21 protein-coding genes are annotated in these 22,573 nt (G+C 36.8%); 7 read left to right on the top strand and 14 right to left on the bottom strand.

The features are described 5' to 3' along the window. Positions 1–153 precede the first annotated feature (153 nt). Entirely contained in the window at positions 154–1,179 is a 1,026-nt protein-coding gene (locus ACM5BR_RS03175) for a GH25 family lysozyme (protein ID WP_416825801.1), read from the bottom strand. Positions 1,180–2,205: 1,026 nt separating this feature from the next. Here ACM5BR_RS03175 and ACM5BR_RS03170 point away from each other — a divergent pair. From ACM5BR_RS03170 to ACM5BR_RS03160, 3 genes are all read left to right on the top strand, one after another. Next, a complete protein-coding gene (locus tag ACM5BR_RS03170) occupies positions 2,206–2,790 on the top strand; it encodes a TetR/AcrR family transcriptional regulator (protein WP_416825800.1) in 585 nt (194 codons plus the stop codon). Positions 2,791–2,852: 62 nt separating this feature from the next. Then, a complete protein-coding gene (locus ACM5BR_RS03165; protein WP_416825798.1) occupies positions 2,853–4,058 on the top strand; it encodes a YhgE/Pip domain-containing protein in 1,206 nt (401 codons plus the stop codon). 320 nt (positions 4,059–4,378) lie between these two features. After that, positions 4,379–4,645, top strand: a complete 267-nt coding sequence (locus tag ACM5BR_RS03160; protein WP_416825797.1) for a hypothetical protein — start codon at positions 4,379–4,381, stop codon at positions 4,643–4,645. A gap of 374 nt (positions 4,646–5,019) precedes the next feature. Here ACM5BR_RS03160 and ACM5BR_RS03155 read toward each other — a convergent pair whose 3' ends face one another. The 5 genes from ACM5BR_RS03155 to hflX all read right to left on the bottom strand — a co-directional run bounded on the left by ACM5BR_RS03155 (position 5,020) and on the right by hflX (position 9,953). Further along, positions 5,020–5,151: a hypothetical protein gene (locus ACM5BR_RS03155; protein WP_416825795.1), complete on the bottom strand. Its 132-nt coding sequence runs from the start codon at positions 5,149–5,151 to the stop codon at positions 5,020–5,022. A 305-nt stretch (positions 5,152–5,456) separates the two neighbouring features. Then, on the bottom strand, positions 5,457–6,791 hold the full coding sequence (glnA, locus tag ACM5BR_RS03150; RefSeq protein ID WP_416825794.1) for a type I glutamate--ammonia ligase: 1,335 nt from the start codon (positions 6,789–6,791) through the stop codon (positions 5,457–5,459). Positions 6,792–6,846: 55 nt separating this feature from the next. Further along, positions 6,847–7,188 (bottom strand): MerR family transcriptional regulator, encoded by a 342-nt coding sequence (locus tag ACM5BR_RS03145; RefSeq protein ID WP_416827820.1) that lies wholly within the window; start codon positions 7,186–7,188, stop codon positions 6,847–6,849. Between the two features lie 217 nt (positions 7,189–7,405). Continuing rightward, positions 7,406–8,689, bottom strand: a complete 1,284-nt coding sequence (locus ACM5BR_RS03140) for a methionine gamma-lyase family protein (protein ID WP_416825792.1) — start codon at positions 8,687–8,689, stop codon at positions 7,406–7,408. Beyond that, positions 8,682–9,953, bottom strand: a complete 1,272-nt coding sequence (gene hflX, locus ACM5BR_RS03135) for a GTPase HflX (protein ID WP_416825790.1) — start codon at positions 9,951–9,953, stop codon at positions 8,682–8,684. Before hflX ends, ACM5BR_RS03140 begins: the two co-directional genes overlap by 8 nt. Positions 9,954–10,103: 150 nt before the next feature. Between hflX and ACM5BR_RS03130 the strand changes: the two genes are divergently transcribed. Next, positions 10,104–10,241: a hypothetical protein gene (locus ACM5BR_RS03130; RefSeq protein WP_416825788.1), complete on the top strand. Its 138-nt coding sequence runs from the start codon at positions 10,104–10,106 to the stop codon at positions 10,239–10,241. Continuing rightward, positions 10,242–10,370, top strand: a complete 129-nt coding sequence (locus ACM5BR_RS03125) for a hypothetical protein (protein ID WP_416825786.1) — start codon at positions 10,242–10,244, stop codon at positions 10,368–10,370. Positions 10,371–10,412: 42 nt separating this feature from the next. Here ACM5BR_RS03125 and spoVK read toward each other — a convergent pair whose 3' ends face one another. After that, positions 10,413–11,360, bottom strand: coding sequence for a stage V sporulation protein K (gene spoVK / locus ACM5BR_RS03120; RefSeq protein ID WP_416825784.1), 948 nt, complete (start codon positions 11,358–11,360; stop codon positions 10,413–10,415). A gap of 112 nt (positions 11,361–11,472) precedes the next feature. Between spoVK and ACM5BR_RS03115 the strand changes: the two genes are divergently transcribed. Continuing rightward, positions 11,473–12,471, top strand: coding sequence for a tyrosine-type recombinase/integrase (locus ACM5BR_RS03115; protein ID WP_416825782.1), 999 nt, complete (start codon positions 11,473–11,475; stop codon positions 12,469–12,471). A gap of 84 nt (positions 12,472–12,555) precedes the next feature. Here the strand turns inward: ACM5BR_RS03115 and hfq are convergent, their stop codons facing one another. Both hfq and miaA read right to left on the bottom strand, forming a co-directional pair. Further along, positions 12,556–12,780 carry an RNA chaperone Hfq gene (gene hfq / locus ACM5BR_RS03110; protein WP_416825780.1) on the bottom strand — a complete coding sequence of 75 codons (225 nt, stop codon included), beginning with the start codon at positions 12,778–12,780 and terminating at the stop codon, positions 12,556–12,558. A gap of 39 nt (positions 12,781–12,819) precedes the next feature. Then, complete coding sequence (gene miaA / locus ACM5BR_RS03105) at positions 12,820–13,755, bottom strand: tRNA (adenosine(37)-N6)-dimethylallyltransferase MiaA (protein ID WP_416825778.1); 936 nt, start codon at positions 13,753–13,755, stop codon at positions 12,820–12,822. 205 nt (positions 13,756–13,960) lie between these two features. Between miaA and ACM5BR_RS03100 the strand changes: the two genes are divergently transcribed. Beyond that, the gene (locus ACM5BR_RS03100; RefSeq protein ID WP_416825776.1) at positions 13,961–14,182 is read left to right on the top strand and encodes a hypothetical protein; all 222 of its coding nucleotides are present in this window, start codon (positions 13,961–13,963) and stop codon (positions 14,180–14,182) included. 769 nt (positions 14,183–14,951) lie between these two features. On the opposite strand, the gene mutL is transcribed toward ACM5BR_RS03100, so the two are convergent. From mutL to miaB, 5 genes are all read right to left on the bottom strand, one after another. Then, positions 14,952–16,814: a DNA mismatch repair endonuclease MutL gene (gene mutL / locus ACM5BR_RS03095; protein WP_416825774.1), complete on the bottom strand. Its 1,863-nt coding sequence runs from the start codon at positions 16,812–16,814 to the stop codon at positions 14,952–14,954. Between the two features lie 4 nt (positions 16,815–16,818). Then, the gene (gene mutS / locus ACM5BR_RS03090; RefSeq protein ID WP_416825772.1) at positions 16,819–19,446 is read right to left on the bottom strand and encodes a DNA mismatch repair protein MutS; all 2,628 of its coding nucleotides are present in this window, start codon (positions 19,444–19,446) and stop codon (positions 16,819–16,821) included. A gap of 182 nt (positions 19,447–19,628) precedes the next feature. Further along, entirely contained in the window at positions 19,629–20,174 is a 546-nt protein-coding gene (locus ACM5BR_RS03085; protein ID WP_416825770.1) for an outer spore coat protein CotE, read from the bottom strand. A gap of 241 nt (positions 20,175–20,415) precedes the next feature. After that, positions 20,416–20,832 (bottom strand): YlbF/YmcA family competence regulator, encoded by a 417-nt coding sequence (locus ACM5BR_RS03080; RefSeq protein WP_416825768.1) that lies wholly within the window; start codon positions 20,830–20,832, stop codon positions 20,416–20,418. Next, positions 20,832–22,361, bottom strand: a complete 1,530-nt coding sequence (miaB, locus tag ACM5BR_RS03075; RefSeq protein WP_416825766.1) for a tRNA (N6-isopentenyl adenosine(37)-C2)-methylthiotransferase MiaB — start codon at positions 22,359–22,361, stop codon at positions 20,832–20,834. The genes ACM5BR_RS03080 and miaB overlap by 1 nt, the downstream gene beginning before the upstream one ends. Between the last annotated feature and the right edge of the window lie 212 nt (positions 22,362–22,573).

The raw sequence follows: 22,573 nt of genomic DNA, 5'->3' as shown, positions 1-22,573 counted from the left end.
ACGATATCCGGATCATGCTTCTTATCATATTGTTCAGATTGATACGGAAACAATATAGATTTTCCCTTTTTAAACCATAGAAAAATCCCCTCTAAGTAGAGTGGATTCTGTTTACACACTACCTAAAGGGGGCAACCCTTCCCTACTATTCTCTTATGGTGTAATGGTTACATATTGCCCATGTACCCAGCGTTGATGCCCATTTACATCCCCAACATTTACCCAGTTTCCTGATGTTCCCCAAACCGGAAGAGTATCACCTTTATGAACAACATCACTAATATTGTATCCTGTTCCAGGACCGATTCTGACATTTAATGCGTCGGCTGTTACGACAGCTGTTCCAGGCTTGTACGATAAATAACTCATACTTGCCCAGCCTCCGCCTAGATTTCCGAATCCATCTTTTTCACCATACCAAAGATATGTTTCACCTTTTCCAAGAGTACGGATAATATCATAGCTTGTTGACGGTCCTTTCCGTAAGTTAAGCAAATTGGCTGTTACAGTTACCACGCCTAATGCGCCAAAGCTAACCGGCTGCTCTTGCTGTTGCTGGTTCCCACCACGTAATGCTTCGAGTGAAATTGCATAACTTACATCACAATTACCAACTCCGTTTACATACTCTGAATCAGTATATTGCCATGCTGTCCATTGCTTCCAACCTCCAAAATCAGCAGGCGGTATAGTAGCATAACGCGAAGCCCATAGCGGTTGGTTGTCAAGTCCGTATATACCATACATATCAATAAACCATTTTCCCGTATAGATCATCACAGTTTGTCCTGTTTTTTGCTGAACATAATTAACAAAGCTTCGGGCCCATTCACTCATATATTTAGGTGATAATGGATATTGTTTTGCAGGAGATTCATAATCTAATACTGGCATTAAAGTGAAAGAATGCCCATTAATAGTATTTAAGAAATGGTCTGCTTCAACAATTGGATTTTGGTTAAGCTCTGGATGTGCAAAGTGATAGGCACCGCAAGCTATACCAAATGTAGTTGCCCAGTGTACATGTCCATCGAAAGTATTGTCTACTATGTCGGTTCCTTCTGTTACTTTTATATATGCAGCTTTAATACCTGTAGCTGCAACCTTTTGCCAATCAACTGATCCGTCATAATGACTTACATCAATCATCTTAATTTCATTACCAGTTAAGGTCTGCATTGTTTTCGCCTCCTTATGGATTTCATTTTTCATGAAGGAACTCTACATACGGTAGTAAAGCTAGTTACTTTTTACTGTTTGTAGATATTTCTTCTACTCTATCTTTATGAAGTTTTTCCAACCCTGCTTGTACATTTGCGCTAGAAATACCTCGCATTTTGCCAAATATGCGAGAATTATCTTATAGGTTTTTAGATAGTTATGTAGATTAGAATATGGATGAGTGTTAATACTCGGAGATATTTATGAATTACTCTAGACAGGAATACGAGTTTAAAATATTTTATTACTTCTTTGTTCATACTTGTGATTTTCATCTATACCTTATCCATCAAACAAGCATAGAATGTAGCAAAGTTAAGGGGGTGAAAGAGTATGAGTTGGGGATTTTCAAATTGTGGTGGATGCTTTTCTGGCCGTAGAAGTAATAAAAGAAGTCGTAGAACCCGTAGAAGTATGAAAAGAAGTCGCAGAAGCCGTAGAAGTAATAACATTATTAGATTTCTTAGAACACTAAGCCCAGGAACTCGTGTAGTTCTACAATACGACGATCAGCCACCTGCAAGTGGCGTATTTCAAGGATTCCAAAATGGTAACGTCATTCTTACAAATTTCAATGGTTTTCCGGGTTTGGTTCACATTTCCATCAACAGAATTAATGCTGTTTCTGTAGGAACTTCAGGTAAAGGAAGCCACTGCGACAACTAGTTAATCAAAGCCACCGTCTATCTGGTAGTATTCGTAATACAAAAAAGCCCTGACGCATACCGCGTCAGGGCTTCCTTTATCTTCTTAATTACATACTCATATATTGATCACGCTCCCATTGGTGAACTGGTGTAATGGTATAAACCCTACGACATGAAGATGAATCAAATGTATATGAAATGCTAATTCCTTCTATTCCAATCTTTTCCTTAGAAAACAATTGACTTTTCGATATCTATAAATTACCATAAAAATGCAAGCAAGGACTTGCATTCAAAACTAAAAGTGTATACAGACTGGCTGAAGGTTGGATAAACTATGAATGAAATGAATAACACATCAGAACGTATTATCGAAGCTTTTTTAGAATTATTCCGTACTTATGGATATAAAGGTACGACAACTCGCTCCATTTCGGAACTAGCGGGTGTTAATGAAGTAACAATCTTTAGAAATTTCGGAAGTAAAAAGAAAGTTATGGAAAAGGCTGTTGAATCTTTATCACGCAATATTAAACTAGACAAATTAACAGATGAAGAAATGACTTGGGAACTTGAACATGACTTGTTGTTGATTGCAAAGGGATATCATACATATATTGAAAAAATAAAAGACTTAATCTTGATTAGTTTCCGTGAAGCCGGTATGTTTCCAGAGCTCAACGAGACGATTGCGTTAATTCCTAAACAATTAAAAGAGAGTTTAGTTTCGTATTTTACTGAAATGAGTAAAAGAGGTAAGCTCATTGAAACTGATATAGAAGCTCAAGCCATGAACTTTATCTGGGTGAATTTCGGTTACTTTCTTTCTAACTCTCGCTTTGGTGACCATGTATTTTCAAACTCAAAAGAGGTTTTTTTAAAAAACAGTGTCCAACTTTTTTCTAGGGGGCTTACCCCCTAATTTTTTTCACAACATATGCAAGTAAGTACTTACTTTAGTGAATGAGAGAAAGGACCATATATATGAAAACCTTAAAAAATTTCTTTAAACATCGTGAAACCTTTATTGGAATTGCAACAGCATTTGCTTTTTTATTCATTTTTTTCTGTGTGTGGATGACCGCATACGATGGTGTTACTGATCGGATAGACCAATTAAAAGTTGGCTTAGTGAATGAGGATGGGCAAATGGGGGCAACTATTGAAAAAAACTTAAAAGAAAATCTTCCGTTTTCAGTTAACAGCTACGGTTCTGTAGTACAAGCCAAAGAAGATATGGATAAACGCAAGATAGACATGGTTATACAAATTCCTGCGAACTTCTCAAGTTTATTGAAAGAAAACAACAAGACAGAGATTAAGTATTTCATCAATCAAGCAAATTCATCTTTGACAAAACAGATTATGGCTGGAGCAACAAAGGATATTACGCAAACAATTAATAAAAATGTATATTCTTATCAACAACAATTTATTCTTTCCAATCTACCTAAAGAACTGAGCTCGGCGATACCATCAGAAGAGTTGGCTCAAAAGATATCTTCCAATATTACACAAGTATTAAGCTCATTAAATATTGATTCTATTCACTCATCTGTCGAAAAAACCAACAATACAGATGGTTTTGCAGCAACCATGCTTCCATTATTGATCGTTCTTTCATCATGGGTTGGTGCAATGATTATGAGTTTAAATCTTAACAGTGTCGCAACGCAATTAAAAGCCATTCACAGCAAATGGTCTATATTTTTAACAAGACAATTTATTCATATTGCGGTATCTATTATTTTAGCTTTTGTCACCATATTATTTATTTACTTGTTTCATATTAAATTGAATACAAATGTATTTGAAACATGGATGTTCCAAACCCTTGTGTTCTTCTCTTTCTTAAGCGTAACACATATGTTTCTCATCTTATTTGGCCCTGCCGGTATGGTATTTAATATTATTTCACTTTCATTACAATTAGTTACTTCTGGAATCATTGTTCCAAAAGCTTTGCTATCAGATTTTTATCAAGTTATAGGTTCCTATTTCCCAGCAACTTATGTATCTGACGGATATTATACAATAATTTTTGGAGGAACAGACCTATCACATGATATGAATATTCTACTTCTTATTTCAATTATCACTATTTTTACAGCAATAGGAAGAATTGTTCTGCAAAAAAATACTAAAACCGAATCAAACAGGGTACTAATTAAAACGCTAAAAATTAAATAAATTCTTCATTGAAGCATGCTTTTTTATTGTTGAGTTTATAGATTTTCAAATACTATAAAATATGAGAATTCAACATCATTAATATAAAAAGAAATCTTAATCTCTTACTCTGTAAATTTTTACTCATCACCTTTCCCGTTGATTATACAAAATTCTACCCTATAGATGGACCTTTTTGTATAGGTCTACTCTATAGGGTACATTTTAAAGGAAACATCTATTTATATATTATTAAATTTTTTATGTATGTGATTTATATCTACACCTTTTCTCTCGGACAAGCATAGCATGTACTAACGAATAAAGGGAGGTGAGGTATAATGAATGAATTTTCAAGTGGTAGTGAATGTTTTTCTCATAGAAGCCGTAGAAGTAATAACATTATTAGATTTCTTAGAAGACTAACCCCAGGAACTCGTGTTGTTTTACAATACGATGATCAACGTCCTGCTAGTGGTGTATTTCAAGGATTCCAAAATGGTAACGTAATTCTTACAAACTTTAATGGTTTCCCTGGTCTAGTACACATTGCAGTTAACAGAATCAATGCAGTTTCTGTAGGAACTACAGGATCCAAAAATTGTTAGTTATCACTAACAATTGGGTTTCACTTCGCTAGCCTACAATCTTCTGATTACAATAAAAACCCTGACGCATGCATGCGCCAGGGCTTCTCTTATTTTAATACATACTCATATATTGATCGCGTTCCCATTGGTGAACTTGTGTACGAACATACCCTGCCAAAAGAAAATGAATCAAGTGTATATGAAAATACTGTCTTTTCAAGGTTTTGTACTAAAATAACAAGTATTGTTAAGCCCAAATTACGGTTCTTAAATAAAGTTACATAAATTTTTGTGAATAGACAAGTCAGCATATATTGTTAACAATATATATTGTCGTTATAAGTCGGGAGCAATCTCGGCTTTTTCTATTCTTAAATCGGATATTGGTTTCATTACTCTAAACCCAGATAACTAATGATTTCAGCTAACTTACTTAACACTTCTTTTTCTGTGCAACCTTTACTAAGCATGTTTTCAATTATTTGATAAATCTCTTCTTGATGCTTATCCGAAAAAACCTCCATTCTTTTCACCTCTCTTTCTATACAAAATTGATTTTTTTGCAAATAACTTTGTTATTTATACTTTCCATAGATTAATCAAGTAATTTATAATATTAACAAATTTTACTTTCTGGAGGATTTAATATATCAGTAAAAAAGACCGGATTAATAAATACGATGAGTATATAAAAATTGTACTGGAATAAAAATTTTGTGGAAATTTATCGGGTAAAAATCGGGCAGTTAGAAGACACCACGTTATAAAACCAAAAATACCCGATAACAAAAAAAGCCCTGACGCTTACAGCGCCAGGGCTTCCCTTATCTTAATACATACTCATATATTGATCGCGTTCCCATTGGTGAACTTGTGTACGGAACATATCCCATTCGATTTCCTTCGCTTCAATGAAGTGTTCGAGTAGGTGGTCACCAAGTGCATTGCAGATGACTTCATCAGATTGAAGTCTGTCAAGTGCTTGTGCAAGTGTTGCTGGTAAATCGATAATGCCTGCTTGTTCACGTTCTTCCTTTGTCATAACATAAATGTTGCGATCTACTGGTGCAGGAGCAGCAAGTTTGTTTTTAATACCATCAAGCCCAGCCTCTAGAAGAACAGCTAGTGCTAAGTATGGGTTTGCTGCAGGATCGACGCTTCGTACTTCCACACGTGTACTCAATCCACGAGATTCTGGAATACGAATGAGCGGGCTACGATTACGTGCAGACCATGCTACATAGCAAGGTGCCTCATAGCCTGGTACAAGACGCTTATATGAATTGACTGTAGGATTTGTTACAGCTGTAAAGTTCGGTGCATGCTTTAGTATACCTGCGATGAAATGGTGAGCATCTTCACTAAGCTTTAAATCGCCTTTTTCATCATAAAATGCGTTTTCGCTACCTTTGAATAGAGATAGGTTACAGTGCATACCAGATCCATTAACACCGAATAACGGTTTTGGCATGAAAGTAGCGTGCAAGCCGTGCTTACGTGCAATTGTTTTTACAACAAGCTTAAACGTTTGAATGTCGTCACAAGCTTTTAGTGCATTTGCATATTTAAAGTCAATTTCATGTTGACCTGGAGCAACTTCGTGGTGAGAAGCTTCAATTTCAAATCCCATTTCTTCTAATTCAAGTACGATATCACGGCGACAATTTTCGCCTAGATCCGTAGGTGCTAAATCAAAATAACCGCCATTATCATTAAGCTCTAATGTAGGTTCTCCTTTTTCATCTACCTTGAATAAGAAAAATTCAGGCTCAGGTCCTAGATTGAAGCTTGTAAATCCCATTTCTTCCATTTCTCTTAAAATACGTTGTAGATTATTACGTGGGTCCCCTTCAAATGGAGTTCCATCTGGATTGTAGATATCACAAATTAAACGTGCTACTTTCCCTTTCTCTGATGTCCAAGGGAAAATGACCCAACTGCTTAAATCAGGATATAAATACATATCAGATTCTTCAATACGAACGAATCCTTCGATGGAAGATCCATCGAACATCATTTTGTTAGAAAGTGCTTTTTCCAATTGACTTACTGGAATTTCAACATTTTTAATTATGCCTAGAAGATCTGTAAATTGAAGACGAATGTATTTAACATTTTCTTCCTTTGCCATGTGAAAGATATCATCTTTTGAATACTTTGCCATCATTCTCTTCCTCCTAATTCATTACATCTTATATTAAAAATCTTGAAACACCTATTCAATGAAAAAATCGGGACATGTCTCCTTGTCGTAAGGATGTTCGATTATTTCGGCCCACTTGGTACAGTTCTTCACGTAACATCTTACGCAATTGCGCATCAGTTAGCTTCTTTTTAGGTTGCGGCACATCTTGGTGTGCGACACCTGTTGCTTTCATTGTTAATACTTGTTTGATTCCAGCTAGATTCAAACCTTGATCTAATAAGTCTTTTATCTCTAAAAGCTTATCGACATCATTAAATGAATAAAAACGGCGATTTCCTTCAGAACGAGTAGGTGAAATTAAATCGTGCTCTTCGTAGTAACGAATTTGTCGTGCCGAAAGCTGCGTTAAATTCATTACGATTCCAATAGGAAACAGCGGAGTTGAGCGGCGATCATCGTTGCTCACGTCAGTTCCTCCTTCACCTTAACATAATACTATTGTATTACTTGGCATAAGTCATGTCAATAAATGTTAGATTATATAACACTTATATTTCCTACTGTCGAACACGATCCTATTTCCTCTTTTAACATTTACAAAACAAAGTAATTTATGACACTAGTCATACGTTTTACTGAGCGACTTTCTCTAATGTTAGTAAGTGTTTTTCAATCAATGCATCTACTGCCGAGCAGATTGCAATTTTCACATGACTATATGTCAATCCACCTTGCACGTAGGCAACATAAGGAGGGCGAATTGGACCGTCAGCGGACAATTCAATGCTGGCTCCTTGAATAAATGTTCCAGCAGCCATAATTACATCATCCTCATAACCAGGCATATAACTAGGCATTGGTGTAAATTGTGAATTAATCGGTGAGGCATATTGAATCGCCTGACAAAATGCAATCATCCGGTCTGGATCTTGAAATTCTACCGATTGAATTAAATCGGTACGCGGCGTATTCCAAAGAGGATATGTATTCATTCCTAGCTTTTCTAATAAGGCAGCCGTAAAAATCGCCCCTTTAAGTGCTTGCGCTACTACGTGAGGAGCAAGAAAAAATCCTTGATACATTTCCTGCAAGCTATAGAGGGACGCACCTGCTTCCGCGCCAATACCTGGTGAAGTTAAACGATAGCCACATGCCTCTACATATTCTTTTTTTCCTACAATATAGCCACCTGTTTTTGCAATACCGCCACCTGGATTTTTAATAAGGGATCCAGCCATCAAATCCGCTCCTACATGGCATGGTTCTTGCTCTTCAACAAACTCACCATAACAATTGTCTACAAAAACGACAACATCAGGCTTGATTTGCTTCACAAACTGTATCATTTCTGCTATTTCAGAAATGGTGTAAGAAGGACGAGTTGCATATCCCTTTGAACGCTGAATGCCAATCATTTTCGTTCGTGGTCCGATTGCCTCTTTGACTGCTTGAAAATCAACACGGCCTTCTTTAGTTAAGTCAATCGAACGATAGCCAATCTGATATTCCTTTAATGATCCAATTCCCTTGCCACGAATACCCACAATTTCTTCAAGGGTATCATAAGGTTTTCCTGTTATATATAGCAGTTCATCGCCTGGACGAAGGATGGCAAAGAGTGCCGTTGAAATGGCGTGTGTTCCAGAAATGATTTGTGGTCTTACAAGGCCAGCCTCTCCTCCAAATACGTCTGCATATACTTCTCCTAACGTATCTCGGCCTATATCATCATAGCCGTAGCCGGTCGAAGGAATGAAATGAGAATCACTAATTTTATATTTACGAAAGCTCTCTAATACACGAAATTGATTACTCTCTTCCACATCCTCAATACGATGATGTACATCTGCAATCATTACTTCTACTTCTTTTACAACCGGAGCTAGTTGCACTCCGTTTTTTAATCGGTTAAACATTGTACTCTTCTCCTTTGTCTTCTGAAAATTGTTTCATGATGCCCATTAGCGGAGAATGTTCAAATAAATATCCTTTGCATTCATAGGATTGTTTGTCTTCATGAAACGTTATTTCCTCAAGTATGCTTTCAGAAATGAAACGTGATAGTACTTTACCTTCCCCTATGGGAATCATCACATTATAGGCTGCCATAAGATGTTTCATTTCTTCTTCAATTTTTACTTTTACCTTCTGAATATCTTCTTCCCATAATGCACTAATTACGATAAAATCCCCATTTGGTGACGGTAGAAATGATGGATTCTGTTGATCCCGTTTATTATATACGGTAACGGTAGGGATATGCTCACACCCAAGATCAGCTAGCAGCTTACGTACCGTTTGCTCATGTCCTGCAAAGTTAGGATTAGAGGAATCCACAACATGTATAACAAAATCTGCTTCATTTACTTCCTCTAGGGTTGAACGAAATGCTGCTATAAGAGAAGTTGGTAAATCTTGAATAAACCCTACTGTATCACTTAACAAAATAGTAAAGCTACTAGGCAACGTCATTTTTCTCGTAGTTGGATCAAGTGTAGCAAAGAGAAGATTTTCTTCAAATACATCCGATTCTGTCAATCGATTAAACAATGTAGACTTTCCCGCATTTGTGTACCCAACAATGGCTACTTGAAAGGTACTGTTTTGTTTGCGACGATCGCGATAGCGTCTTCGATGCTCCGCAACACCCGTGAGCTGATGGTTAATTTCATTAATACGTTCTCGAATATGGCGGCGATCCGTCTCTAGCTTTGTTTCACCTGGTCCTCTCGTTCCGATGCCGCCGCCTAATCGTGAAAGTGACACACCTTGTCCACTTAACCGCGGCAAGGCATATTTAAGCTGAGCTAGCTCAACCTGTAACTTCCCTTCCCTTGATTTCGCTCGCTGTGCGAAAATATCTAAAATTAGCTGTGTTCGATCTATAACACGAACTCCAAGTGCCTCAGACAAATTACGAATTTGACTAGGAGTCAGTTCATTATTAAAAATAAAAAGATCCGGCTCTAGTTCTTCCGATAAAGCTACAAGCTCTTCTAATTTTCCTTTTCCAATATAGGTAGCTGGATGGAATTTAAGCCTCTTCTGTGACGTTACAAGTAATACATCAGCTTTGGCAGTTTTCGCCAAGGATGAAAGTTCATTCATTGAATATGTATATCGTTCCTCAAGATCATTTGGCAATTGACAGCCAACTAAAATCGCTTTTTCTTTGTGCAAATACGTTCACTCTTTCTTATAAAACTTAGTCTATTCTTAATAATAACAGAGGAATTGCATTTCTTCTAGTAAGTACGGAACGAATGCTTTTTTAGACGCGTTTACTATTCATGAAAAAAAGAGACATACTACTTAACAGGAGGTGGAAGCATGACAAACCATGTAAACATGGGAAAACAAAAAAGCTCCGTTAGGCAAATTAAGATGACACCCACATCACCTGCTACAAAAAGCAAAAAAATGGAAGAACATTATCAAAAACACAAACGTGAGGAAGGAGAGGATTAGATGGCAAAAGGAAATAACGGCCGCAATCGCGGCCAAGTATCAAGCAGTATTAATAACCAAGGACAAGCACCAGGAGCTACACGTGATCCAAAAACAAAACTAGAAAATGCAGCAAAAACAAAGTCTTGATAAAGTGAAACTTCCCTCAGTAGGGCTACTCCCTACTGAGGATTAGTTATGTGGTTCATCTTCGAAATCTAAATCTGCACATGAAATAGTTAATAAATCATATTTATCATACGTATCTTGTGCTAGCAAGCGCATCGCTTGCAAACGAACAGATTTTTCAATAATATTGCGTACATAACGCCCATTACTAAAGGAAGTAACGTTTGATGAATATTTCACTGCATTTAAATGATCACGCAGCTTCCACTCTGCTTCCTTTGTAATCTGATACTCACGTTCAACATACATACGTCTTCCGATTTCCAACAATTGATTGACTGTATAGTCAGGAAAATCAATAATAAACGGAAAACGTGATTGCAAGCCTGGGTTTAATGAAAGAAAATGATTCATTTCACGAGAATATCCTGCTAATATAAGAACAAAATCATGCTGCTTATCTTCCATATGCTTTACAAGAGTATCAATTGCTTCCTTTCCAAAGTCTTTTTCGCCACCCCTGGCAAGCGAATATGCTTCATCAATAAATAATATACCACCCATTGATTTCTTAATTAAATCCCGTGTTTTTTGTGCAGTATGGCCAATGTATTCTCCTACTAGATCTGCCCGCTCCGCTTCTACTAAATGTCCTTTTGACAGTACGTCCATTTTATATAATAACGTTCCAATAATACGAGCTACAGTAGTCTTTCCCGTTCCTGGATTTCCTTTAAATAACATATGCAGCACTTGTTTCTCTGCTTTAATACCTGCTTCTTGCCGCTTTTTATTTACATATATCCATGCATATATTTCTTTTATAATTCGTTTTAAATTGTCCATTCCAACAAGTTTTCCCATTTCCTCTTCGACTTGCTTTAACATTTCATGTTTTGTTTCTACCTCCTCCTCTATACTTGCTCGAGAAGGCTGTATAACGGATGACTTCTCTCTATTTAATACGATATTAATTTGATTTCGATTTTTCTTTCGAGTAGATTGTTCCAAGGACACACCTCCCATTGAAAAATGAATGTCATGTTTTACGTATTCTTAGGAAATCAACCATCTATTACAGTTTTCTGTTATAATGTACTACAAAATAGGGGGTGGTGGACTTATGCAATTAAAACGAGTTCAAAGTGAAGAAATAGAACGTACGATTATGTCTTTTACTGCTTTTTTAACGAGTATTGGGCGAAAGCAGTCTACCATCAAACGATATGTTTACGACATTGAAAACTTTCTAAATTGGGTTAAAACAAATAATAATCGTTCTCTTAACAATATATGGTCTTCACTTTCTACTCAAGACTACGAAAATTACTTTTTTGAATTAAAACACACTCGAAATTATTCTGATAAAACAATACATCGTGTATATATTGCTTTAAACCGTCTCTATTATTTTTTACAACAATCGACTCCAGCAATAATAAATCCTTTGCAAGGTATTGAAATCATCAATCAACCTGACAGAGCACTTCGTAATGAAGATTTTATTTCAAAAAAAGAGGAAATAAAGCTAAAAAAAACGATTATATCACTAGAAGGACTATCCGAAAAACAACTATCTGTTCGTCCTTTTTTAATTGATCGTAATCGCTCTATTGTTTTACTTATGTTAAATTATGGATTATCACTACAAGAACTAAGCTTACTATGCATGCAAGACGTGCATTTTGAACATAATACAATTTATATTCCTCCGGTGTCAGGTTTAGAACGATCGATTACCTTGCAAAATGAAGATAAGAAAGTTCTTTATCAATACTATAAAACAATACCCGAACCCGTTCGTCCGAAATATCATTCCCGTGATCCATTTTTTGTAGCATTTGACTTTAATCGAGGCACCTTTAAATGGGTATACGAGAATGATGCTCCTAAGGAACTAACAGAAATCTCTATTCAAAAAATGATCCGCCAAGAAGTAGCACGTGCTGGTCTACGTAAAGGAATTTCTGCTCAGCATTTACGTAACACCTATATTCTTCGTCTTATCCAATGTGGTGAAAATGAAGATGCTATTATGAAATGTGTAGGCTTTAAAACAAAGCTATCTTTGAAACGCTATGTAGACTATGAAAAAAGTAAAGAAGGAACGAATAAAAGGTAAGCTCCTTTTATTCGTTCCCTCATGCGAATCACCCCGGTAGGGTCATCTACTATGTACCTATATATCTCCAAACACAAATATGTACTATTCTAATTCAATGCTAACATTCTTTTGTGGAACGAAAGTAGAAATAGCATGTTTATAAATAAGCTGCTGCTTGCCATCTGTTTCCAACAATACTGTAAAATTATCGAATCCTTTAACGAGACCGCGAAGTTGGAAGCCATTTAACAAGTACAGCGTAACATACGTGTTATCCTTACGTAGTTGATTTAAAAATTGGTCTTGAATATTGATAGATTGCTTCATGTCGAATCCTCCTCTTTTTCTCTACTTTATTAATTTCGACTAAAGTTGTAGCTTTCCTTCTACATATTTTAAAATTTCTTTCGTTTTTGTTTGATCTGTCACATCAAACCATGCTACGTCCATTTTATTACGAAACCAAGTAAGCTGCCGCTTTGCATAACGGCGTGAGTTTGTTTTTAACATTTGGACTGCTTCATCTAACGAGATGGCCCCTTCAAAATACTGATACAGTTCTTTATATCCAATTGCTTGGATGGATTGACAATTCCGTATACCTGCATTGTATAAAGAACGAACTTCATCTAATAAGCCTTGCTTCATCATTATGTCTACTCGCTCATTTATACGATCATATAATTTGCTACGTTCCATCGTAAGGCCGATGATAGCCGCATCATATACGATATCATTCTCTTGTCCTTCTAACACTTCACTCATTTTTTCTCCAGAAGTATGATGAATTTCCAAGGCACGTATGACACGTCTAACATTATTGGGATGAATATGAGCTGCACGTTCCCGATCGATTTCCACTAATTTTTCATATAAAGCTATAGCTCCTTCTCTCTCGGCAAACCTTTCTAACTCATGTCGATACGAGGCATCCCCTGCAACCTCTGTAAACTGATAGTTATATAAAACAGATTGTATGTATAAGCCAGTCCCTCCAACAATAATTGGAAGCTTTCCTCGGTTGGTTATGTCTCGAATGTGTCTACGCACACATGCTTGAAATTCAGCAACCGAAAAGGATTCTTCTGGTTCCTTAATATCGATCATATGGTGAGGAATCGTATCCATCTCTTCCTTTGTTACTTTCGCTGTCCCAATATCCATTGTCCGATAAATTTGCATGGAATCCCCACTAATGATTTCGCCATTCCACCTTTTTGCAAGCTCAATACTTAATTTCGTTTTTCCAACTGCCGTTGGACCAATAATGACAATGACCTTCTCCCGTAATATCTCTCCCACTCGTTTCACTCTCTTTTATGTAAAGTTTACATCAGACCATTCTACCCAATTTCAGCAAATATATAAGAAATAAGCGCTATTTTTTTCAAAATGTTGAAGCCTCATAAATTTTATCGTATTCATCATAGTTTGTCCACTTCCATCATAGAATGTAATACCTACACTAAGTATAAGATTCTTGAGAAAAGGAAAGGGAGATGTATATATGGAAGATAAAACTATTTTACAATCCCACATCAATGATCTAATCGTACAAACTTCAACAAAACAATTGTCTTGTTCAGCAGAGGATATGCAAATTGCACTTGAGTATGTACTGCGTTCTTTACAAGCATCTCTATCCAATAACCATGACTATGAGTACATACAAATTAAGCTTTATGCAGCCTACAATTTATTAACTGGGAAAACCCTGCTGCCATCATAAAAACAGACACACATAGCAATGAACAACCCTCAAGCAACATACCATTGTTACCATTATGCACTATCAATTACAAAATTTTTCGAATTTTCATTTCATAAAAATTCGAAATGGTTTATAATGATACATAAGCTTTACACTAGTAGTACCCTCTATGGAATCGCTTGACGAAATCGTCAAGCGATCTTTTTTTATGAATCGTGTATATTGATCTTAAACTTGCACATGATACATACATCGGGTACGCAACAGTTGAGTGAAGATTTCTATATGCTTGAAGAGGTGTATAGGAGTCGAACAAAGATTACATACAGGTCAAACTATTGGTTTGTATGTAGTCGGCGTTAAGATCTCCTACGGTTGGGAAAAGCTTTTTTGTAGTCGTATTTCATGAATATGATTACAAGAGGGTTCCAACCTATCGTATGAGGTCGAGCTAAGATTGTACTAAGTGCTGCATGCATAGAAAGAGCCATTCTCTTGCCAAGCTAACGGTCTTATGTAGCCGAAAGGTTATATAAGGTTGTACAGGTATTTGGTACAGTCGAACGAACCATTACTAATGGTGGTAGGCTGCTCATTTCTATTCGAAAGAGTAGTGATGGGTAGACTGACGATCTTTAGTAGTGCAAGGTAGACTGTTGCGTGCTCGTGTTATGACGATCGGGTTACATAGTAAAAAGAAATGAGCTATCTCAAATCGTATCGATTTATGAGATAGCTCATTTCTTATAAGTCACAATTTATAAATGGGGTACAGCACTAATACCCATTACAAAACCCGTTTAAACATCTTCTCAAGCTCATACGTTGAATGGTGAACTACAATCGGACGTCCATGCGGACAAGTGTATGGATTGGTTGTTTTCCGTAAATCCTCCAACAAGGCAAAAATTTCTTCTTGTTTCAAGTGGTGATTTGCTTTAATGGATGCTTTGCAACTCATCATGATAGCCGCGTCTTCACGCAGCTTTTTCACATCTGCTTTTTTATGCTGAAGCACCTGTTGCATCATTTCCTCAATAATTTCCGTTTCTTCTCCTTTTGGAAACCAAGTTGGATGGGAACGTATGATAAAGCTTTGCCCCCCGAATGGTTCTAAAAAGAGTCCAACCTTTTTTAATTCATCTAGCTGTTCTTCTACCTTCAAATATTCGTTTAATGATAAATCAATACGATAAGGCACAAGCAGCTCCTGCAATTCAGAATGAACACGGCCTACCTTTTCACGAAAATATTCATAGTTGATTCGTTCTTGAGCAGCATGCTGATCAATAATATACAATCCCTTATCATTTTGTGCCAAAATATAGGTTCCGTGCATTTGTCCAATTGGATACAAAGGCGGGAGTTCATTTCCCTTACTTTGTATTTCCGGAACGTCATCCCAATCTTCTTGTAGAATTTCATTTTGTAAATCACGAAAATGATCATCTTCAACTATCGTTTCTTCCTGTTCATCAGAAAGCCGTGCAGGTTCGTCCTGCTTATTTTCTTCCACATACGTTTCCGTACTTGATGATTCCTGTGTAAGCATACCAGTCGGCATAGAAATCTCAGGTGAGTAACGATGTTCAAGAAGAAATGATTCCTGAACGCTTTCTTGGCGTACAGGTTTTTTCGTTTGCACCATTGCATCTGGAATCAGCTGCAGGCGTGAAAATGCTTGTTTAATTGTGGATTCAATTAATTCCTGCAATTCTGCTTCTTTACTAAACCGAACTTCTAGTTTCGAAGGATGCACGTTCACATCCACAAGAACAGGATCCATTTCAATAGAAAAATAGATAATAGGAAACCGACCAATCATAAGCAGTGTATGGTAGCCTTGGACGATAGCCCTTACTAACGAATAGTTGCGTACATAACGTCCATTCACAATTGTTGTAATGTAGTTACGAGAGGCACGCGATACTTCAGGAAGAGCTGCATATCCTTTTATCTTAAAATCAAGCGACTCTGCTTCAATTGGAATCAGCTTTTTAGCAATTTGAATCCCATAAATCGCTGCCATAACTTGGCGAACATCTCCATTACCAGACGTATGGAGCAATTTTTTTCCGTTATGAAACATCCGTAGTGAAACGGTCGGATGTGAAAGAGCAATTCGATTCACGATATCGGTTATATTTCCGAGTTCTGTATGAATGCTTTTCATATATTTTAAACGCGCTGGTGTATTATAAAATAGATTTTGAACGGTTATATCTGTCCCTTTGCGGCTCGATGTTTTTTCCTTTGATAAAATTTCGCCGCCCTTCATGACAAGATGTGTACCTGGTGTATCACCCGTACTCGTCGTTAGCGTAAGTTCGCTTACAGAAGCAATACTTGGCAATGCTTCACCGCGAAATCCGAGCGTACGAATACGAAATAAATCATTTTCATCTTGAATTTTACTCGTTGCATGACGATCAAATGCAAGGGTACAATCGCTCTCTTCAATACCATCGCCGTTATCAATGATTCGTATTTTTGATAATCCCGCTTCTTCTAGATGTATTTCAATAACGGTACTGTTTGCATCAATCGCATTTTCCACGAGTTCCTTTACAACAGAAGAAGGGCGCTCTACAACTTCACCAGCCGCTATTAAATTGGACAGTTGTTCATCGAGCTTGCGAATTTTCCCCATTTTGTTATCCTTTCTTAACTTGTTTTTGTAGCTGATACAATTCATTCATGGCTTCTAGCGGTGTCATTTCTAAAATGTTTAATTTTTTCAGTTGTTCGATCGCTACCTTGTCCTGTGATGATAATATTTGCTTTGATGTTGGTTTCGTATCGATTGAAAAGAATGAAAGCTGCGATTCATCGGAACTTTCATTTTGCATATCTTCTTGATGGATAGTCTGCTTCGAATCAATTACCTTCGCCATCTCCTCTGCCTGTACTCCTTCCAGTTTAGCAAGTATGTCAGTTGCACGGGAAATGAGTCTGGCAGGCAATTTTGCAAGTTCTGCCACGTGAATACCGTAGCTTTTATCAGCCGCACCATTTTTAATTTTATGAAGAAACACAACATGCCCGTTTTCTTCAATAGCAGCTACATGGACATTTTTTAGCTTTTGCAATTCCTTATCAAGTACGGTTAACTCATGATAGTGTGTGGAAAAGAGTGTCTTTGCACCAATATGATCATGTATATACTCAATAATTGCCTGTGCTAACGCCATACCATCATAAGTAGACGTTCCTCGTCCAATTTCATCAAACAGAATTAAGCTATTTTGTGTTGCATTTGCTATTGCATTTCGCGCCTCTAACATTTCAACCATAAAGGTACTTTGTCCTGAAATAAGATCGTCTGCTGCCCCTATTCGAGTAAAGATTTGATCAAAAACTGGCATCTCTGCTTCACTAGCTGGAACGAAGCATCCAATCTGCGTCATTACAGCAATCAGTGCAAGCTGACGCATATACGTGCTCTTCCCAGACATATTTGGTCCTGTTATTAGCAGGACGTCTAATCTTTCGCCCATCATTACGTCATTTGGAACATAGATTTTAGCTTGAAGTACCTTTTCTACAACAGGATGACGCCCATCGGTAATCTTGATTTCACGTTTTTTGGAAAGCGCTGGTTTTACAAATTGCTCCTCTTCACTTACTGTCGCAAAGCTTTGGAGGACATCCAACTCACTAATAACTTTAGCTAAATGCTGTAATTTCGGAATATAAGCTTTCACTTGTTCACGGAGCTGGACAAATAAATCGTATTCGAGCTGGACAATTTTTTCTTCAGCTCCTAATATAAGTGCTTCCTTTTCCTTTAGCTCATCTGTGATAAAACGCTCCGCATTAGCAAGTGTTTGTTTTCGTTCATAGCGTCCTTCAGGTAGCATAGATAAATTAGCTCTCGTCACTTCAATATAATAGCCAAAAATACGGTTATATCCAATTTTCAAGGACTTAATACCTGTCAGCTCCCGCTCACGATGTTCCAATTCAGAAATCCATGTTTTTCCATTTTTGCTTATATAGCGATATTCGTCTAATTTTTTATCATAATCATCTTTTATAATATTTCCTTCTTTAATGGATAAAGGAGGATTATCGATAATACTGCGTTCAAGAAGTTCCATTAGGCTTCCACACGTATCAACGTTTGTAATTAGGTCATTCGCGTGCGAGTTATTTAATTGCGCAACTAATTGTAAAATATTTGGAACCTGCTGCAAAGATCTCTTTAATTGTAATAAATCTCGTGCATTTACGTTTCCATATGCCACTCTACCTGCTAATCTCTCTAAATCATATACTTCCTTTAGTTTTTCTTTTATATCTTCTCTAACGAAATAATTTAAAACAAACGTTTCGACCATATTTTGACGTGCTTGTATTTGTTCCGTATCTACAAGCGGACGTTCCATCCATTGCTTTAGCATCCGTCCTCCCATGGCTGTTTTCGTCTTATCAAGCAGCCAAAGGAGTGATCCTGTTTTTTCCTTCGTCCGAATGGTTTCCGTTAGCTCTAAATTTCGCTTTGAGTGAACATCCATCTTCATGAACTGATTGTAATGATAAATTTCAACAGGCTGCAAATGATCTAATGAGCGTTTTTGTGTACGGAGCACGTATTGTAGCAAGCGGCCTACCGTTGTCAATAGTTTTTTCTGTTCAATATGCTGTGCGAGATGCTGTAAATGCTCTGGAATAGTTGCTTCCTCTTCATAGGAAACGGTAATTTTGAGTGCAGCTGTAATAGTAGCTAGTTCATCCTGCGGAAAATTACGGGAAAGAACAATTTCCTTCGCTCCTAATGAATATACTTCAAGCATGACATCCTCCACAGAACCCGATAAAAGTGTCACTGTGTTTTGTCCAGTTGAAAGGTCATTGCATGCTAGTCCGTAAGAACCATCCTCAAAGTACGTCACAGAAACAAGAAAATTATTTTCCTTCTCACTAATAGATCGTCCTTCCATCATCGTTCCAGGAGTAATAAGCTGAATCACTTCACGTCGTACAATCCCTTTTGCTTTCTTTGGATCCTCCACCTGTTCACAAATTGCAACCTTAAATCCTTTATTTACAAGCTGTTCTATGTAACCTGAAGCAGCGTGATAAGGAACACCGCACATTGGAATTTTTTCCGTACTCCCACCATCACGACTCGTTAATGTAATTTCAAGCTCATGTGCAGCTTTTATCGCATCATCAAAGAACATCTCGTAAAAGTCTCCGAGACGAAAAAATAAAAAGGCATCTTCATAGTCTGCCTTCACTTGTAAATATTGTTGTATCATTGGCGTATATTGAGCCATGCTATTTACCACACCTCTTTATCTATTTCCTACCTTGTATTATATCATATTCTTTTCATGAGTCCCTTTAGGAATTGCTAGTAACGATTTACGGACTTAGCTATTCGTATGTCTTTTAAAATGAAAGATAATGGGAACCCTATTATAAAGAAGAGCTAGGAAGTCAGGCTCCCTAGCTTTTTTTATTCTTCTTCAGCATCTAAAATAAAGTTTGGATCTAAGTCTTCAAATTCATCATCATCAATCTCAAAAAATCCTTCATCATTGTCTTGACAACCATCTGGATCTACTTGAACGCATACCTTTGTTTCTCCAATTATTTCTACAATGAATTCGCGCTCTACGGTCACTACAATTTTATTTCCATTTGGAGAAATGATGGCTTCTAAACAATTGGGATGTTGAATGACACGTGCAATAATTTCATGGTCTTCTCCGATGTAGTTCTTGTCTCTATACCGTATTTTTACCGCATCTTTATAATGCACACGCTTTGTTACTACCTCTGTTTTTGTGTTATCATCATACGAATACCATGTGTTAATATCATAATATCCTTCAATTTCCACAGACTTTCCATGTTTTTTTGCTTCATAGGCATGATTAATAACCCAGCATCCTAAAATACTTGTCGGCGTATGGTTCGGATCAATCGTATGAGTCGACTTCATATATTGACGTCCCTTGCCGACGACCGCCTTCGTAATAATTTCTCTATATTCGGACATTCCAAACCCTCCTCAAATCACTATTCAATTCATCTTATGCGAGACATTAGTGGAATGTGTCATTGCACTCCAAAAAAAAGCCTAGAAAGAGGTGGCTTTTCGAACATAGCATCCTCTTAATACAGTTTATGCTGGAAACTTTGAATACGTTCTTGATTTCAAAAAAAAGAGATGTCAAAAGTTCGACATCTCTTTGCATTTGTTGACAATAAAATTTTAAGTGAATAGCAGGATGCAGCATTTAACGATTTTGTTTACTTTCGACTTCCGCTCCTGTTTCACCTTTTAAAACATCACCATCAGTAGAAATGATGATATGATCTGTAACTGTATTAGAAATCGTATTCGATACAAGCTGCAGCAAATCATTTACATACGTTTGAGAAGATTGAAATTGTTGCACAATTGGAAGGGTGTGTAATTGATTCTGCAACTCGTCTAATTCATCTTCTACTTTTTTCAATGCTTGTGTTTTCCCATAATGCTGCAAACTGACAGCTTGCTTTTGTAAAGACTTAATTTTATCAATTGTACTTTTTATCGTTTCATTTTTATGAATTTTCTCTTCTGCACGCTTGAAAAAATCAACCTCTTCTGTTTCAGCTATCATCTGTGCTAATTGCTTTGCTTGTTCGATGATTTCATCTTTCGTATACATTATTTCACCTCAATTGGCGTTTCGATAATCACTCCGTTAAGCGACCACGTTTTTGCTTCCGTAATACGAACGTTAACAATCTTTCCAATCGCAGTTTTCGGTCCAATGAAGTTTACTAACTTGGTTTTACGAGTATATCCAGCTAATACATCTGGATTGTTTTTGCTTTCCCCTTCAACGAGCACTTCTACAATTTGATCTTGGTATGCTAAGTTTTTCTTTGCAGAAATTTCATTTACAACTGCGTTTAGACGTTGTAAGCGATCTTTTTTCACTTCTAATGGAACATTATCAATCATTTTTGCTGCCGGTGTTCCTTCGCGCGGAGAATAGATAAATGTGTACGCACTATCGTATTCTACTTCACGATATAAAGATAACGTTTCCTGGAACTGTTCCTCGGTTTCGTTCGGGTATCCGACAATAATATCAGTAGTAAAAGAAGCATTCGGAATTGCCGCCTTTATTTTCCGAACAAGCTCTAGATACTGTTCACGTGTATATTTACGAGCCATTATTTTTAACACTTCGTTACTTCCTGATTGAACAGGCAAATGAATATGCTCAAGTAAGTTGCCGCCCTTTGCTAATACTTCAATTAAGCGATCATCAAAGTCACTTGGATAACTTGTTGTAAAGCGAATACGAGGAATATCAATTTTGCGAAGCTCCTCCATCAAGTCTCCAAGACCGTATTTCATATCTGGAAAATCCTTACCATAGGCATTTACATTTTGACCAAGAAGAGTAACTTCTTTATATCCCGCTGCTGCCAATTGTCGTACCTCTTGAATGATATCTTCCGGCTGGCGACTTCTTTCCTTACCGCGTGTATAAGGTACAATGCAATACGTACAAAACTTATCGCAACCATACATAATATTGACCCATGCTTTTATATCTCCACGGCGTACACGAGGCAGATTTTCGATAACGTCTCCTTCTTTTGACCAAACTTCAACAACCATTTCTTTGGAGAACATAGCTTCTTTTAAAATAAAAGGTAAACGGTGAATGTTGTGAGTTCCAAACACCATATCTATGTGAGGATGCTTTTGCATAATTTTATTGACAACTGATTCTTCTTGCGACATGCATCCACATACTCCAAGTAATACATTTGGATTCTTTTGTTTTAGAGGTTTTAAATGTCCAATTTCTCCAAACACTTTATTTTCTGCATTTTCACGAATGGCACATGTATTTAACAGAATAACATCCGCATCCTCTGTGGTGTCAGTTGATTCGAAACCTAATCCGGTTAAGATACCAGCCATTACTTCTGTATCATGCTCATTCATTTGACAACCGTACGTACGAATATAAAATTTGCGACCGTTTCCAATTCCAAGCATATCCTCTGGAATTTCAAAATCACGTTGAATTGTAATTTCTTCTTTCCCACGTTTTTTTGCATCTCGTAAGGATGGTGGTTGATAAACGGCTTCAAAGTATTTGCTATAATCCTTTCCGGATTTTTTGTCCGAAGGATTTACCTTAGTAGTTTCTAATCGTTGTTGCTCGTTCATGAAAAATCTCCTTTCTGTTTCCATTCATCTAAACCTATAAAATATACAAAATCATACACATTCTCATAGTATAAATCGTTTAGACAAATTAAACAACATGCCATACAGTTAGATGATATAGGATCACTGAATTCCTAGACTTTTCTCTATGGTATCATATTTCACATGGAAAAATAAGGAAAATTCGAGGTATTAGATAAGGAAGTATATAT

This window comes from Ectobacillus polymachus, from assembly GCF_048159605.1.
Lineage (GTDB): Bacteria > Bacillota > Bacilli > Bacillales > Bacillaceae_G > Ectobacillus > Ectobacillus polymachus.
This window is presented reverse-complemented; position numbering and strand designations above follow the sequence as displayed.